Annotated in this window: 17 protein-coding genes; 14 read left to right on the plus strand and 3 right to left on the minus strand. The window is 65.1% G+C overall.

Annotation, left to right across the window (positions count from 1 at the left end; translation table 11 throughout):
• Nucleotides 1-25 precede the first annotated feature (25 nt).
• Nucleotides 26-643, plus strand: coding sequence for a LysE family translocator (locus R3P95_RS12615; protein ID WP_300518136.1), 618 nt, complete (start codon nucleotides 26-28; stop codon nucleotides 641-643).
• Between the two features lie 108 nt (nucleotides 644-751).
• Here R3P95_RS12615 and R3P95_RS12620 read toward each other — a convergent pair whose 3' ends face one another.
• Nucleotides 752-1,177, minus strand: coding sequence for a hypothetical protein (locus R3P95_RS12620; RefSeq protein ID WP_149407913.1), 426 nt, complete (start codon nucleotides 1,175-1,177; stop codon nucleotides 752-754).
• Between the two features lie 2 nt (nucleotides 1,178-1,179).
• On the opposite strand from R3P95_RS12620, the gene R3P95_RS12625 reads away from it, so the two are divergent.
• The 6 genes from R3P95_RS12625 to R3P95_RS12650 all read left to right on the plus strand — a co-directional run bounded on the left by R3P95_RS12625 (nucleotide 1,180) and on the right by R3P95_RS12650 (nucleotide 6,918).
• A complete protein-coding gene (locus tag R3P95_RS12625) occupies nucleotides 1,180-2,595 on the plus strand; it encodes an acyl-CoA synthetase (protein ID WP_317548487.1) in 1,416 nt (471 codons plus the stop codon).
• 45 nt (nucleotides 2,596-2,640) lie between these two features.
• Nucleotides 2,641-3,699 (plus strand): ABC transporter substrate-binding protein, encoded by a 1,059-nt coding sequence (locus R3P95_RS12630; protein WP_317548488.1) that lies wholly within the window; start codon nucleotides 2,641-2,643, stop codon nucleotides 3,697-3,699.
• Nucleotides 3,700-3,770: 71 nt separating this feature from the next.
• The gene (locus R3P95_RS12635) at nucleotides 3,771-4,430 is read left to right on the plus strand and encodes an SDR family NAD(P)-dependent oxidoreductase (protein WP_094641253.1); all 660 of its coding nucleotides are present in this window, start codon (nucleotides 3,771-3,773) and stop codon (nucleotides 4,428-4,430) included.
• A gap of 190 nt (nucleotides 4,431-4,620) precedes the next feature.
• Nucleotides 4,621-5,133 (plus strand): OsmC family protein, encoded by a 513-nt coding sequence (locus R3P95_RS12640; RefSeq protein ID WP_094641255.1) that lies wholly within the window; start codon nucleotides 4,621-4,623, stop codon nucleotides 5,131-5,133.
• Nucleotides 5,134-5,137: 4 nt separating this feature from the next.
• The gene (locus R3P95_RS12645) at nucleotides 5,138-6,436 is read left to right on the plus strand and encodes an O-acetylhomoserine aminocarboxypropyltransferase/cysteine synthase family protein (protein ID WP_317548489.1); all 1,299 of its coding nucleotides are present in this window, start codon (nucleotides 5,138-5,140) and stop codon (nucleotides 6,434-6,436) included.
• Nucleotides 6,433-6,918, plus strand: a complete 486-nt coding sequence (locus tag R3P95_RS12650; RefSeq protein ID WP_317548490.1) for a CoA-binding protein — start codon at nucleotides 6,433-6,435, stop codon at nucleotides 6,916-6,918. Before R3P95_RS12645 ends, R3P95_RS12650 begins: the two co-directional genes overlap by 4 nt.
• Before the next feature lie 4 nt (nucleotides 6,919-6,922).
• Here the strand turns inward: R3P95_RS12650 and R3P95_RS12655 are convergent, their stop codons facing one another.
• Nucleotides 6,923-7,729 (minus strand): SDR family NAD(P)-dependent oxidoreductase, encoded by an 807-nt coding sequence (locus R3P95_RS12655; protein WP_317548491.1) that lies wholly within the window; start codon nucleotides 7,727-7,729, stop codon nucleotides 6,923-6,925.
• A gap of 16 nt (nucleotides 7,730-7,745) precedes the next feature.
• Between R3P95_RS12655 and R3P95_RS12660 the strand changes: the two genes are divergently transcribed.
• The 4 genes from R3P95_RS12660 (at nucleotide 7,746) to R3P95_RS12675 (ending at nucleotide 11,019) form a co-directional block, all read left to right on the plus strand.
• Nucleotides 7,746-8,330 carry a TetR/AcrR family transcriptional regulator gene (locus R3P95_RS12660; RefSeq protein ID WP_317548492.1) on the plus strand — a complete coding sequence of 195 codons (585 nt, stop codon included), beginning with the start codon at nucleotides 7,746-7,748 and terminating at the stop codon, nucleotides 8,328-8,330.
• Between the two features lie 10 nt (nucleotides 8,331-8,340).
• On the plus strand, nucleotides 8,341-8,772 hold the full coding sequence (locus tag R3P95_RS12665; RefSeq protein WP_094688111.1) for a DUF1810 domain-containing protein: 432 nt from the start codon (nucleotides 8,341-8,343) through the stop codon (nucleotides 8,770-8,772).
• Between the two features lie 10 nt (nucleotides 8,773-8,782).
• Entirely contained in the window at nucleotides 8,783-9,238 is a 456-nt protein-coding gene (locus R3P95_RS12670) for a 6,7-dimethyl-8-ribityllumazine synthase (RefSeq protein WP_317548494.1), read from the plus strand.
• 350 nt (nucleotides 9,239-9,588) lie between these two features.
• Nucleotides 9,589-11,019: an HNH endonuclease signature motif containing protein gene (locus R3P95_RS12675; RefSeq protein ID WP_317548495.1), complete on the plus strand. Its 1,431-nt coding sequence runs from the start codon at nucleotides 9,589-9,591 to the stop codon at nucleotides 11,017-11,019.
• Nucleotides 11,020-11,104: 85 nt separating this feature from the next.
• Here the strand turns inward: R3P95_RS12675 and dapD are convergent, their stop codons facing one another.
• Nucleotides 11,105-12,058 carry a 2,3,4,5-tetrahydropyridine-2,6-dicarboxylate N-succinyltransferase gene (dapD, locus tag R3P95_RS12680; RefSeq protein ID WP_300518785.1) on the minus strand — a complete coding sequence of 318 codons (954 nt, stop codon included), beginning with the start codon at nucleotides 12,056-12,058 and terminating at the stop codon, nucleotides 11,105-11,107.
• Nucleotides 12,059-12,269: 211 nt separating this feature from the next.
• Here dapD and R3P95_RS12685 point away from each other — a divergent pair, with 211 nt between their 5' ends.
• The 3 genes from R3P95_RS12685 to dapE are packed head-to-tail and all read left to right on the plus strand — an operon-like array spanning nucleotide 12,270 to nucleotide 14,501.
• Nucleotides 12,270-12,413, plus strand: coding sequence for a hypothetical protein (locus R3P95_RS12685; protein ID WP_156516329.1), 144 nt, complete (start codon nucleotides 12,270-12,272; stop codon nucleotides 12,411-12,413).
• Between the two features lie 46 nt (nucleotides 12,414-12,459).
• Nucleotides 12,460-13,404 (plus strand): SMP-30/gluconolactonase/LRE family protein, encoded by a 945-nt coding sequence (locus tag R3P95_RS12690; RefSeq protein WP_317548496.1) that lies wholly within the window; start codon nucleotides 12,460-12,462, stop codon nucleotides 13,402-13,404.
• An 11-nt stretch (nucleotides 13,405-13,415) separates the two neighbouring features.
• A complete protein-coding gene (dapE, locus tag R3P95_RS12695; RefSeq protein WP_300518793.1) occupies nucleotides 13,416-14,501 on the plus strand; it encodes a succinyl-diaminopimelate desuccinylase in 1,086 nt (361 codons plus the stop codon).
• The last annotated feature ends 4 nt before the right edge of the window (nucleotides 14,502-14,505 follow it).

Raw genomic sequence — 14,505 nt, forward strand, 5'->3', positions numbered from 1 at the left:
TCGGACCGGGTGTTCTCATGTACCCATGACCCTCAGCCTGCTGCTCAGCTTCGCCGGTGTGTGCTTTCTGCTGGCGATTCTGCCCGGGCCCGATTCGTTTCTGGTGCTGCGGTACAGCATCGGCGGTCTCAAGCCCGGGATCGCGGCGGCGATGGGCGTCGCGATCGGTGGACTGTTCTGGGCCGTGCTGGTGGCCGTCGGGCTGGCGGCGATCGTCGAGCAATCCGCGACGGCGTATCGCGTCGTCAAGATCCTCGGTGGGCTGTATCTGCTGTACCTGGGCGTGAAGGCCTTCCGGGCGCGACGCAAGAACAAGGTGGCCGGTGAGCCGCTGGTGCCTGTCGCTGCGTCTGCGTGGTCGGCGTTCGGTGCGGGTGTTCTTTCGTGCGCGCTCAATCCCAAGGTCGGACTGTTCTACCTCGCGGTGGTGCCGCAGTTCCTGACCGTGGTCACTTTCACCGGTGCGATGACGCTCGGCTTGGTCGAGGTGGTTGTCGCCGCGCTGGTGATGGGAGTGTTCTCCGTTCTCGCCTCACGTGCGGTGGCCATGCTGAGCAGGCCCGCGGTGACCGACTGGCTGGACCGCATCAGCGCCGGATTCCTGGTTGCCCTCGGAGTCGGCACCGTCGCATCCTCGGCCTAGATCTCGCACACGCGCGCGCACTTGCCATACGCGCGCAAAATCGTGACGCGAAACCGCTCGCGTTCAGCAAACGCTCTCGCGTTTGCGAGGACTGAGGGGCCGCGCCGATCACGGCTCGAGTACCGGCTCGATCCCATCCCAGCCGCCGCGTCGGATGCGCAGGATGTAGACCAGTTCGTTGCTGCCGAAAGCCTCGACGGTGGTGAAGCGTTTGGGCTCCGTGTTGACCTCGGGATTGCGTGCGTGCGCTTCCTCGTAGAGCTGAGTGGCTCGAAGATCGGCCAGTTCGACTCTGGTCCAGAAATCGTCCGACTGCACCGAGTAGACCAGCCTGGGCGCGCCGTCGGTGACGTGCGCGATGTCGATGTCGTCATCGTCGGAATCGGAGTCCTCGAGGTCCAGGTCGAGGTCGTCCTCGGAATCGGTGTCCTGCTCGGCGTCGGTTCCGATCAGATAGACACCCGCCTGCAGGTCACCGGCGGCGACCGTCATGTACTCGGCGTAGTCGCCGGTGTCGATTCCGTCCACGTCCATGTATGTACGGTAGCCATGTGCTGCTTCGTTCACTGAACCCACTCGCCGTTGCGCGGGGAGACGATATTCCCGACGCCATCACGATCGACGGAGTCTCGCTCTCTCGTGCCGACATCCTGGGCGCGGCGACGTCCGTGGCCGAACGCATCTCGCGTGCCGACCGACTTGCGGTCTACGCGACGCCGTCGGTGAAGACGGTGCTCGCTGTTGTGGGTGCACTCATCGCCGGTGTCACCGTGGTGCCGGTTCCGCCCGATGCCGGGGTGGCCGAACGTGAGCACATCCTCCGCGACTCGGGCGCGCAGGCGTGGCTCGGTGAAGCGCCGCCGGACACCTCCGGGCTCGAGGTCCTGCCGGTGCGTCAGCATGCACGGTCGTGGCACAGCTACCCCGAACCGCAACCGTCCTCGGTCGCGTTCGTGCTCTACACCTCCGGTACCACCGGCCCGCCGAAAGGTGTGTTGATTTCTCGCAGTGCCATCGCGGCCGGGCTCGACGCGTTGGCGCAGGCCTGGGCATGGACGTCGAGAGACACTGTTGTGCAAGGACTTCCGTTGTTCCACGTGCACGGTCTCATCCTCGGCGTCCTCGGCCCCCTGCGAGTGGGCAGCCCGCTGATCCACACCGGGAAGCCGACGCCGGAGCTCTACGCGGCCGCGCGCGGATCCCTGTACTTCGGGGTACCGACCGTATGGTCGCGTGTCGCCGCGGACGAGGCGTCGGCCCGCGCCCTTGCCGGTGCCCGACTTCTGGTTTCCGGCAGTGCGCCGCTCCCGGTTCCGGTGTTCGAGAGGCTACGTGAACTCACCGGCCAGGCCCCGATCGAGCGATACGGCATGAGTGAAACCCTCATCACCATCAGCACCCGCGCCGACGGGGAGCGTCGAGCAGGCTCGGTGGGACTGCCGGTCGCAGGCGTCGAGACTCGGCTGCGCGGTGAGAAGGGCGAAATCCTGCCGCACGACGGCGAATCCATCGGAGCGTTGCAGGTCCGCTGCCCCATGCTGTTCGACGGTTACCTAAACAACCCGGACGCGACGGCGAAGACGTTCACCGAAGACGGGTGGTTCGACACCGGAGACGTCGCTCTCATCGAGCCCGACGGCTTCCACCGAATCGTGGGACGAGCCTCGACCGACCTGATCAAGTCCGGCGGCTATCGCGTCGGCGCAGGGGAGATCGAGACGGTGTTGCTGGGGCATCCGAGCGTCGACGAGGTGGCCGTGGTCGGTGTGCCCGACGACGACCTCGGCCAGCGCATCGTGGCGTACGTCGTCGGCACCGATGTGGAGGATCGGGTGCTGATAGATCTGGTGGCCACCGAGCTCTCGATTCACAAGCGGCCCCGCGAGATTCGAGTGGTCGACTCTCTCCCACGCAACGCGATGGGCAAGGTCCAGAAGAAGTTGCTCGGCTGACTAACCCTTGACGCCATAGGTTAGGCATGCCTATTATTTCCGGTCATGACCGCACCTGCGCGTGAATTGGCCGCTGCTTTCGCTCTCGGAGCACACCGATCGGAGGCAACCATCATCGAGGCGGCGACGCGTCGTGAGTTCCTCATCGGCAGCGTTGCCCTCGCTGCGTTGATCGTCGGCTGCGGTAGCGGTGAGGAGCAGGCCACGGGCGATGGGACGGCAGGGGACGGCTATCCCCGCACTATCGTCGACGATGCGGGTGAGTCCGTCGTGATCGACCGTCGACCACAGCGGGTTGCCTGTGTGGCCAACCTGTGGGATCTCGATACGGTGCTCGCGCTCGGGGTCGTCCCCGTGCAGTTCGGGGTGCGCGAGGGCTTCGCCGAGATGATCGGCGCACCGAACAGATCATGGGAGTGGCACGAGAACGCCCTCGCCGAACTCGGTGGGACGAGTGAGCGGATCTCCCTCGGTGAATCGATCGATACCGAGCGCATCGCAGCAGCCGAACCCGATCTCATCATCGGCGACGACGGGGTGGCCGATTCCCGTTCTCAGCTCGAATCGCTTGCCCCGGTGGTCCAGATCGCGTCGTTCGATTGGCGGGCCAACCTCGAGATGATCGGCGACGCACTCGACCGGCGAGATCGCGCCGACGAGCTCATCGCGGAGACCGACGCGAGGATGTCCGCCGCGCTCGAAGGGCTCGACGTCGGCGGTGCCACGGTCGGCTTGATCGCCGCCTACGACACGTCCATGTTCTACGGGCTCGGTCACGAATCGATCCCCGCCGTGGATCTGTTCCGGCGAGCCGGGTTCACGACGGTCGCCGCACTGTCCGACGGAGCGACCGCCGACGCTCCGCGTCCCGAGTTCTCCGCCGAGAACGCCGACGTCCTCGCCGACGCCGACGTGCTCGTCGTGTTCGACTTCGGCTCGGCCGGAATCGTCGAGACCGGACTGTTCACGTCGTTGCCGAGCGTCGCAGCGGGCCGGGTGGTGGTGCTCGAACAAGGTGAAGTGGCTCAGGGTTTCTCGACGTTGAGCCCGCTCAATCTCGACCTCTGCATCGACGTGGTTCGCCGTGCGGCCGAACTGCTGTGAGTACACGCCCCGGGCTACGTCGTTCGGCCGGTCGTCAGCGAGCGTTCGAGTAGGCGGTTAGCCTCGAAATCATGACCACTCTCGACGGCGCACGCATTCTCGTATTCGGTGCCAGCGGCGGTCTCGGCGGACCGATCGTCGAGCAGCTCGCGAAGGCCGGGGCTCGGTTGACTCTGAGCGGCCGGAGCATCGAGTCGGACCATCACACGGTGAACGCCGATCTGACGCTGCCCGATTCGGCCCGATCGGTGGTCGCGGAGGCCGTCGAACACCACGGCGGGTTGGACGGAATCGTCATCGCCGCAGGCGTTGTGGCGTTCGGGCCGGTGACCGAGGTGGACGACGACACCGTCGACGAATTGCTGCTGCTGAACTATCTGGCACCGCTGCGTGTGCTTCGAGAAGCATTGACCACGCTGGATCAGGGCGGGTTCGTGCTCAACATCAGTGCCGTCGTGGCCGACAAGCCGATGCCGAACATGGGCGCCTATTCGGCGAGCAAGGCAGCGGTGAGCGCGCTGCTGAAAAGTGTTCGTACAGAAGCGCGGAAGTCGAAGATCAGGATCGTCGACGTGCGTCCGCCGCACACCGAGACGGGGCTTGCGACGCGGCCGATCGCCGGGCAGGCACCGAAACTACCGCAGGGTCTGACGCCGGATGCGGTGGCAGCACGTATCGTCGCGGCGATCACCGACGACGAGACCGATGTCGGCGCGGATCAGTTCTCGTAAGCTATTGTCGGCATCGTGACCGAGACACACGTGACCGACGCAGCCAGAAGGCTCGTGCGTCGTCGCACCATCGACTTCGGTCTCGTCTGCACTTCTTCCTGTTCGTAGCTGTCGATCGAACCCATCCCCGACGAGCATTTCGCGCTCCTCGGGTCGTTCCGGCAACCCTCGAACCGAACAGGAATTTTCCATGACCACTTCTGTGTCCCACATCGGCGGCGTCATCGCTGCCACCGACGATGCCGTGCAGGCCGACGCGAAGAACGCCCACGCGGTGTTCCGTGCCTCCGCCACCGCGCACGACGCCGTCGCCAGCACCGTCACCCTCGGCAAGTTCAGCGTCGAGGTCGACGAGCCGCCCGCCCTCGGCGGTGAGAACAAGGCCGCCAACCCGGTCGAGTACTACCTGGCTTCGCTGCTGTCCTGCCAGGTGGTCACCTACCGCGTCTGGGCCGAGAAGCTCGGTATCGTCGTCGACGACATCAAGGCCAAGGCCGAGGGTGACCTCGACGTTCGCGGATTCTTCGGTTTCGACGACAACGTTCGTCCCGGATTCGGTGAGGTGCGCGTCGTCGTGACCGTCACCGGTCCGGAGAGCCGGGAGCGGTACGAGGAGCTGCAGAAGGCCGTCGACGATCACTGCCCCGTGCTGGATCTGACGCGCAATCCCACCCCGATTCACACCGTTCTCGAAACGGCCTGATGTCATGAGCGAACGGACATTCGGCCTGCGTACCAGAGCAATTCACGCCGGAGCGAGACCAGATCCTTCCACCGGTTCGCGTGCTGTGCCCATCTATCAGACGGCCAGCTACGTGTTCGAGAATTCCGCGGACGCAGGCGATCTGTTCGCTCTGCAGAAGTACGGCAACGTCTACAGCCGTATCGGCAACCCCACGGTCGCCGCCTTCGAGGAGCGCATCGCGAGCCTCGAAGGCGGCATCGGGGCGGTGGCGTTCGCCAGTGGGTTGGCGGCCGAGTTCGCAGTGTTCGCTGCGCTTGCCGGCACCGGCGACCACATCGTTGCCGCGGCCGGGCTCTACGGCGGCACGGTGACCCAGCTCGACGTCACGCTACGTCGCTTCGGCGTCGAGACCACGTTCGTTCCCGGTACCGATCCTGCGGATTACGCAGCAGCGGTGACGGATTCGACCAAGCTGATCTACGCGGAGATCATCGGCAATCCGTCGGGGGAGATCGCCGACCTCGAGGGTCTTGCCGCCGTAGCGCACGATCACGGAATTCCGTTGGTGATCGACGCGACGATGGCGACGCCGTGGCTGAGCCGGCCCATCGAATTCGGTGCCGACATCGTGATCCACTCGGCCACCAAGTTCCTCGGCGGTCACGGATCGACGCTCGGGGGAGTGGTGGTCGAATCCGGGCGATTCGATTGGGGCTCGGGCAAATTCCCGCAGATGACGGCCCCGGTGGATTCGTACGGCGGTCTGTCGTGGTGGGGAAATTTCGGCGAGTACGGATTTCTGACCAAGCTGCGCAGCGAGCAGTTGCGCGACATCGGCGGCGCACTGGCACCGCAATCGGCATTCACGTTGATCCAGGGAGTGGAGACGCTGCCGCAACGCATGGACGCGCACGTCGCCAATGCTCGGGTGGTCGCCGAGTGGCTCGAGGCAGATCCCCGGATCGAGTACGTGAGATGGGCCGGGCTGCACAGTCACCCACACCACGACCGAGCAGCGAAGTACCTCCCCACCGGTCCCGGTGCGGTGTTCGCTTTCGGAATCGACGGTGGCCGCGAGACCGGACAGGCGTTCGTCGAAAGCGTCCAGGTCGCCAGCCACGTCGCCAACATCGGTGACGTGCGCACCCTCGTGATCCACCCGGGCAGCACCACGCACCGACAACTGACCGACGAGCAACTCCGCGGAGCAGGTGTTGATCCGGAGTTGATTCGGATCAGCGTCGGCCTCGAAGATGTCGAGGACATTCTGTGGGACCTGGATCAGGCCCTGACACTGGCAACAGGAAGGGCGCGGTCATGAGCGAACGCACCTGGCAGGGCCCGTCCGCCCAGGAACGGCAGCGCATTCTGCGGGAGACCAAGACGGTGGCGATCGTCGGAGCGTCCAAGAATCCCTCGCGGGCAAGCTACTTCGTCAACCGATACCTCTCGTCGACGAGCAACTACGAGATCTTTCTGGTGAACCCGACGGTCACCGACATCGAAGGAACGACGGTCTACCCCACACTCGCCGACCTACCGAAGCCGCCGGATCTGGTCGACGTGTTCCGCAAGTACGACGACCTTCCTGAAGTGCTTTCGGAAACCATTGCAGCGCAGGCGAAGACGATCTGGCTTCAATTGGGGCTGTGGCACGAGCAGGTGGCCCATGACGGCGAGGCAGCGGGATTGAACGTCGTCATGGATCGGTGCCTGAAGATCGAACACGCCCGATTCCACGGGGGATTGCACCTGGCCGGATTCGATACGGGAGTGATCGATTCGCGTCGTACCCGCGGTTAGAGGTTCACGCCTTCAGTAGGCGACCACTGATCACGGTGGCCAGTGCACGTGGAGCCAAACGGACACTGCCGGCGCTGATCTTGTTGGACAGGCCGGACACGATGCTGGCGGGGGTGCGGCGAGAGTCCAACGCGCGCAGAGCCGTCGCGACCACTTGCTCGGAGGTCTGGAAGTTGCCCACCGCGGCGTCCTCGGATCCGACGACGTCGAAGAACTCGGTGCGGGTAGGGCCGGGGGAGAGCGCGAGAATCTTCAGCGGCGAGGCGCGGTGCTCGAAGGCAAGCGCTTCGGTGAAGTTCAGGACGAATGCCTTTGTTGCGCCGTAGACGGCCATGTTGGGTGTGGGTTGGTACGCGGCGGTACTCGCGACGTTGATCAGTGCGCCGGTGAGGCCCGGCAGAAAGGCGAGCGTCAGATCGACCAGGGCGCTTACGTTCAGTGCGATCTCGGCGGCGACGCGTGCGGGGTCCTCGTCGGCGAACTTCCCGTGCGTGCCGAAGCCTGCGTTGTTGATCAGGGTGGTGGGGGTGATTCCCTTGTCCGCCAATGTGGTTCGAAGGGTTTCGCCGATGCCGGGGACGCCCAGATCCATGGCTACGACGGTGGCCGTCACCCCGTGATCGGTTTCGATGCGCCGCGCCAGGGTGTTCAACCGATCTGCGCGTCGCGCCACGAGGACGACGTTCTCGCCGCGTGCGGCGAAGCGGGTGGCGAATTCCTCGCCGAGGCCCGAACTTGCTCCGGTGATGAGCGTTGTGGAAGTCACGGCTGCCAATGTAGGCAGTGTCAGCATTGTTGTCAACGCCAACATCGCCTAGGGTGAGGTCATGGCAACGCAGCGCTACCACCATGGCGACCTGCGTGCGGTGTTGCTCGACGAGGCCGAACGGAGCATCGCGCACGGCGGGGTCGACGCGTTGTCGCTTCGGCAGCTGGCCAGAGACGTCGGAGTCAGTCACGGTGCCCCGGCGCGCCACTTCCGTGACAAGCAAGCGTTGCTGGATGCATTGGCGCTGCACGGTTTCGAGGAATTGAACCGCCGGATGGTCGCAGCGGCAACGGGACCCGGTGAGCTGATGGCCAGGTTCCGTGGCGTCGCCCGTGCCTACCTCGGATTCGCCGTCGAACACCCGGAGTTGCTGGATGTCATGTACAGCACCAAGCATCACCCCGACGCCAGTGAGAAGCTGAAAAGCGTTGCGCACGAAAGTATGACCGCCACCGAGACATTGCTCAGCGAGGCCATCGCAGCCGGTGTGATCACCGAGGCTCCACCCGAGATACTCGCGCGCGTCGCGTTCGCGAGCGTGCACGGGCTCGCGATGCTGGCCACCGGCGACCTGCTCGACGGCGTCCCGACCGAGGATCTGCTCGACGCCACCGTGGACACGCTGCTGCGCGGGTTCACCTAAGTTGAACGACATGACCGAATACGACCTGCAGCGCTTCGTCGATGCTCAGGACCCCGTCTGGACCGCGGTGACGAAGGAACTGAAAGCCGGACGAAAGCAGACGCACTGGATGTGGTTCGTGTTCCCACAGTTGGCAGGACTGGGGCGCAGTGCGACCGCCCAACACTTCGGCATCGCCGATCTGACCGAGGCGGAGCTGTACCTGTCCCACGAAGTACTGGGTCCTCGCCTGAAGAAGGCGGCCCGGCTTGTGGTGGCTGTCGAGGGGCGGACGGTCGACGAGATCTTCGGTTATCCCGACAACCTGAAGCTGCATTCGTCCATGACGCTTTTCGCCGAAGCTACCAAGGGTCCGTCCGTATTCGGCGAAGTGTTGCAGAAGTATTTCGCCGGTGAATTCGATGGCCCGACACTCGACTTGCTCGACGAGCGATACCGCTAGCATCGCACCCATGACCACTCCACTCGCCGGATCCATTGCCTTCGTCCACGCCAGCTGGCACCTGGACATCGTCGATCGTGCGCGAGTGGGATTCGCCGCCGAACTGGAGAAGCTCGGACAGGCCGAGACGACGCTCGACGTGTTCGAGGTGCCAGGGGCCTTCGAGATCCCACTGCATGCACAGCGGTTGGCCAAGACGGGCAAGTACGTCGCAATCGTCGCCGCTGCGCTGGTGGTCGACGGCGGAATCTACCGACACGATTTCGTCGAAACAGCGGTCATCGACGGCCTGATGCGAGTGCAGTTGGACACCGACGTGCCGGTGTTCTCGGTGGTGCTGACGCCACACCACTTCCACGAACACGCCGACCACACAGCCTTCTTCACCGCGCACCTGGAGAAGAAGGGTGCCGAGGCTGCACGCGCAGTGGTGAAGACTCTGGCGTCGCTGGGGACCATCGGCTGACGCTGGTCCGAGCCTCCGATATCGATCGCGACGGAAGGCCGGTTCGACGCCGACTGGGAGGCCAGCGGGTTCGAGTTACGGGAAGTTGCACCCGAGACCTTCCTGCTGACGTACACCCTGCTGCTCGACGACCGGCTCACCCGCAGGGTCACGGTGTGGCAGCGAAGTAACGATGCTTGGAAGATTCTCTACCACCAAGGAACTGTGGTGTTCGACCGCGAATCGTGAAGAATGAGTCGGCTCCTATCACACGCCACCGGCAATTTTGATTCTCGAATCCTTATGCAGGGCAATAGTTTTCGATTGCACTATGGTTGTACATAGAACACCTGTTCGATACACTTGCTTTCATGACCACGGAGATCTGGCAACTGAGCGAGAGTGAACTCCTCGCCGACGCCGCCGCGGTCTCCCACCGAATCCAGTTGCTCGAGGCCAGGCGGATCGCTCTCGTCGCCGAGATCGACACCCGCGTCTCACGGGAGAAACTGGGCTTCCCCGGACCCGCCGGATGGCTGACCTCCACCACCCTGCTCTCACCGTCCAAGGCCACCAAGATCGTCGCCCTCGCCCGCGGCATGGCTGCGTTTCCCGACATCGCCGACGCCGTGAACACCGGTGTCATGTCCGTCGATCACGCCGCCCTGATCCTCACCTTCGCCGAAACCCCACCGAAGGATCTCCCGGAAGAGGGTCGCAATATGGCCCGCGCCGCCTTGATCAAATCTGCGACAGGACCCGACGCACGCACCGGCCGGATCCGAGCAGCGATCACCAGACTCGAAGACAGCTTCGGCACCAAGAAACCACCCGCCGAGAACACCGACCGCAACGAACTCTTCGCCTCCACAACCCTCAACGGGCGGCTGGTGCTCAAAGGAGACTTCGATGCTGTCACCGGCGAGAAACTGCTCACTGCCCTCTCCCCGTTGACCGAACCCCACCCCGCCGCCGACGGCACCGGGACACTCAAAATCACAGACGACCGCAGCCCCGCCAAGCGCAGAGCCGACGCCTTCGGACACATCCTCGACCACTACCTCGCCTCGAGCGATCGGCCCATCGAAGGCGGAGAGCGCCCGCACCTGAACCTGCACATCCGGTTACAGGACCTCACCGACCTCCAGAACTGCGGAGGCGAAGACGACATCACCGACGACGAAACCTCACGCGCAGCAACAGAATCCGACACCGACACAGCCGATCCCGTCGACATCAACACCGGTGGCCCCATCGACACTGACGCAGCCACCGAACCGGACAACGAAAACGGCAATGGCGGTCGCGGTGAAGGCGGAGTCGCAGCTGATCGTGGCGCGTATCGGGACTTGTTCGGCGACGGCACCTCGGTGGGGTGGCTGCCGTGGATGGGGCCGCTCTCCCGCAACACCTCCCGCCAGTTGGCGTGTGATTGTGTCCTGACCGCGATCGTGATGGACGAGAACGGCAACCCGTTGAACCTCGCCCGCACCGCCCGTACCGTCACCGCGAAACAACGCAGAGCTCTCACCGCCCGCGATCACGGCTGCGCCTTCCCCGGCTGCGGAAAACCCGCCGCCTGGACCGAAGGACACCACATCTGGCACTGGGGCGACGGCGGCCCCACCGACATGAACAACCTGGTTCTGCTGTGCGGGTTCCACCACCGCCTCATGCACCACTCCGATTGGGAAGTGTTCATCGGCACCGACAACCACCCCTGGTTCGTACCGCCGGCAACCGTCGACCCCTACCGGCAACCCAGGCCATCCCACGCCCGAGCAGGCCCCCACATCGCGTGAGCGTCAGGAAAGACTCCAGCCCCGCACCGAGAACACGGTGCGGGGCTGGATGAGATTGTTCGACAGGCCGATTCGAGTGGAGCGGCTAGTCGTTGGCGTGCAATGCCGCGTTCAGTTCGACACCGGTGCCCTTCCACGGCACCACCTCGACAGCACCCGACAGTGAGTTGCGACGGAACAGCAGGTTCGACTTGCCGGACAACGTGGCAGCCTTCACCACTGTCCCATCCGGACCGCTCACTTTCGTGCCGGCGGTGATGTAGAGCCCGGCCTCGACGACGCAGTCGTCACCGAGCGAGATGCCGAGCCCGGAGTTTGCGCCCAACAGGCAGCTGTTACCGACGGAGATGACGTTCTTGCCGCCACCGGAGAGTGTGCCCATGATCGACGCACCGCCACCCACGTCGGAGCCGTCGCCCACCACGACACCCGCGGAGATGCGTCCCTCGACCATCGAGTTGCCGAGCGTGCCGGCGTTGAAGTTGACGAAGCCCTCGTGCATGACCGTCGTCCCGCTGGCCAGGTGCGCGCCGAGACGAACGCGGTCGGCGTCGGCGATACGAACTCCGGTGGGAACGACGTAATCGACCAGGCGTGGGAACTTGTCGACTCCGTACACGGTCACCGGACCGCGGGCGCGCAGCTTTGCGCGCACCGTCTCGAAACCGTCCACGGCAGCAGGCCCGAAGTTGGTCCACACCACGTTGGCCAGCAGACCGAACACTCCGTCGAGGTTCTGCCCGTGCGGCTGAATCAACCGGTGCGAGAGCAGATGCAGTCGAAGATACGCATCGTGGGCGTCGATCGGGGCGTCGTCGAGCGAGGCGATGCTGGTGCGCACTGCGACTACCTCGACGCCGCGCGCCTCGTCCGGTCCGACGAGAGCGGCCAGCTCCTCGGGGACGTCCGAACCCTCGAGCCGGGTGGTGCCGGTCTCGAAGCCCGACCCGAGCTCCGGGCTCGGAAACCAGGTGTCGAGAACAACGCCCGATGTCGTGATGTTGGCGATTCCTACTGCTGATGCTCCATGTGCGCTCACGGGACGAAGAATACGCGGTGGGCCGAATGCGGTGGGCTCGGCAACCGGCTCCGGTCGGCGACTGTTCTGCACACGGTCTCGGGCGTGCAGATTGCGGGAACACCTCGATTCGGGTGCTGCGTCGGTTCGTTATCGGTTCGACTGCCGAGCGTGATCGCATCGGGATGCATGCCGACGAATCGGCCGCGGGGGAGCTGACAGAGTGTGTCCGGTGATCACTCGTACCGCCTCCCGTAGCCGTGGCGCGACCTCGGTGATGGCGGGCAGTGTGTCCTTCACCGGGTTGGTGACAACCCTGGCGACGACGATCGTGCTCGGAGTCGCACTGGGTTTGGTTGTCACAGGCGCGTGGTAGACATCGTCATCGGCTGACAGGGGGTCGCCGAGGCTGGGGGAGAGTCATGAATTCGAGCAAGTCCGCGCGCGTACGTTCGATCGTCACGGCTATTGCTGCCGCTGTGGTGGTGTCGGGCGGCGTCGCCCTAGGCTCCGGCACCGCAGCCGCAGATCCCGATTGCGCCGGAGCAGGCGGGCCGTCGGCAGTGGTCGCACGAATCCCGGGGTCAGCTCTGGAAGGACTGGCAGTCGACGCGTCGGGCCGCGCCTACGTCACCGACATCGTCTCCGGCCGGGTGTACCGCATCGACGCGCCAGGACAGGCCGCGTATCCCATCGCGACGGTCCCCAGCGGTGGCGGCGGCGCTCTGGCCTGGATGCCCGACGGCACCCTGCTGGTCGGCTACGGAGCCGATCCTCGCGTCTTCGTCGGAGACATCGTCAGGGCCGCGGGGATCGTTCGACTCGACGTCGACACTCTCACCGTCACTCCGTTCGCGACCGGTCTGAGCGCGGCCAACGGCCTTGCCGTTGCCGCCGACGGAACGGTGTACGCCACCAACGACTTCGGCTCGCTGATCGGCCGGATCGGCCCCGACGGTTCGGTCGACCCGGCGTGGGCGAGCTTCCCCAGTGCCAACGGCGCGGTACTCGACGCCGCCGATCGGTACCTGTACGTCTCGCGGACTTTCGTGAACCCGGGCGTCAGCAGGATCCCGATCGCCGACCCCTCGGCACCGGAAAGTGTTCTCGACCTGTCGGGGCTCGACAGTTTCGCGGCTCCGGACGGGCTCACCCTCGACGATGCCGGACGCCCGGCGGTGCCGCTCAACGCAGGCGGCTCCGTCGTCCGCATCGATGCGCCGGGGGCGACATGTGTCATCGGCACCGGTACGCGGTTGACGAGCGTCGTGGCCTACGGGCGTTCCGACCAGGGCTTCTCGAGCGGAAGATTGTTCGGTGCCGGCTTCGACGGCGTGGTCCGCGAGATTCCGGGATCCACGGCCTAGAGTTTTCTCCCGTGACGCTCGAACTGCATGCCGACCCGATAGACCTCACCGCGGCGCTGGTGGACATCCCCAGTGTCAGTGAGGACGAATCGCGCATCGCAGACGAGGTGGAGCAAGCGCTTCGCGAGCAGACGACGGGCTTCGAGATCATCCGCAGCGGCAACGCCGTGCTCGCCCGAACCAACCGCGGACTGGCATCGAGGGTGATGCTCGCGGGTCATCTCGACACGGTTCCCATCGCGGACAACGTGCCGTCGCGACGCGAGCACGACAGCGCCGAGGGCGACATTCTGCACGGGTGCGGAACCGTCGACATGAAGTCGGGTGACGCGGTGTTCCTGCACCTCGCCGCCACGATCGACAACCCTGCGCACGATCTGACCCTGGTTTTCTACGACTGCGAGGAGATCGCGGCCGCGCGGAACGGACTGGGCCGGATCGAGCGCGAACTCCCCGAATGGCTCGCTGCCGACGTCGCCATCCTCGGCGAACCGTCCGGCGGATTCATCGAGGCCGGTTGTCAAGGGACACTGCGGGTTCGGCTGACGGCGTCGGGAACGCGGGCCCACAGTGCCCGGTCCTGGTTGGGCGACAACGCAATTCACAAGTTCGGTGCGGTTCTCAACCGTCTCGCCGCGTATCGCGCACGCACCGTCGATATCGACGGCTGTGTGTATCGCGAAGGGCTGCAAGCAGTCCGGATCTCCGGTGGGGTCGCGGGCAATGTCGTTCCCGACGCAGCCGAACTCGACGTCAACTTTCGCTTTGCACCGGATCGCAACGTCGACGACGCCGTCGAACACGTTCGTGAGGTGGTCGAGGGACTGGATCTCGGCTTCGAGGTCACCGACTCGTCGCCCGGAGCGCTTCCCGGTTTGAACCGACCCGCAGCGGCCGCTCTCATCGAGGCCGCGGGCGGACAGTTCCGGGCCAAGTACGGCTGGACGGACGTCTCGCGCTTCTCGGCGCTCGGGATCCCGGCGGTCAACTACGGACCCGGCGACCCCAACCTGGCCCACAAGCGTGACGAACGCGTACCCGTCGAGCAGATCACCCATGTCACACAGGTGCTCCGGAGCTACCTCTCTGCCGGATAGCCTG

The organism is Rhodococcus cercidiphylli (genome assembly GCF_033042225.1).
GTDB lineage: Bacteria > Actinomycetota > Actinomycetes > Mycobacteriales > Mycobacteriaceae > Rhodococcoides.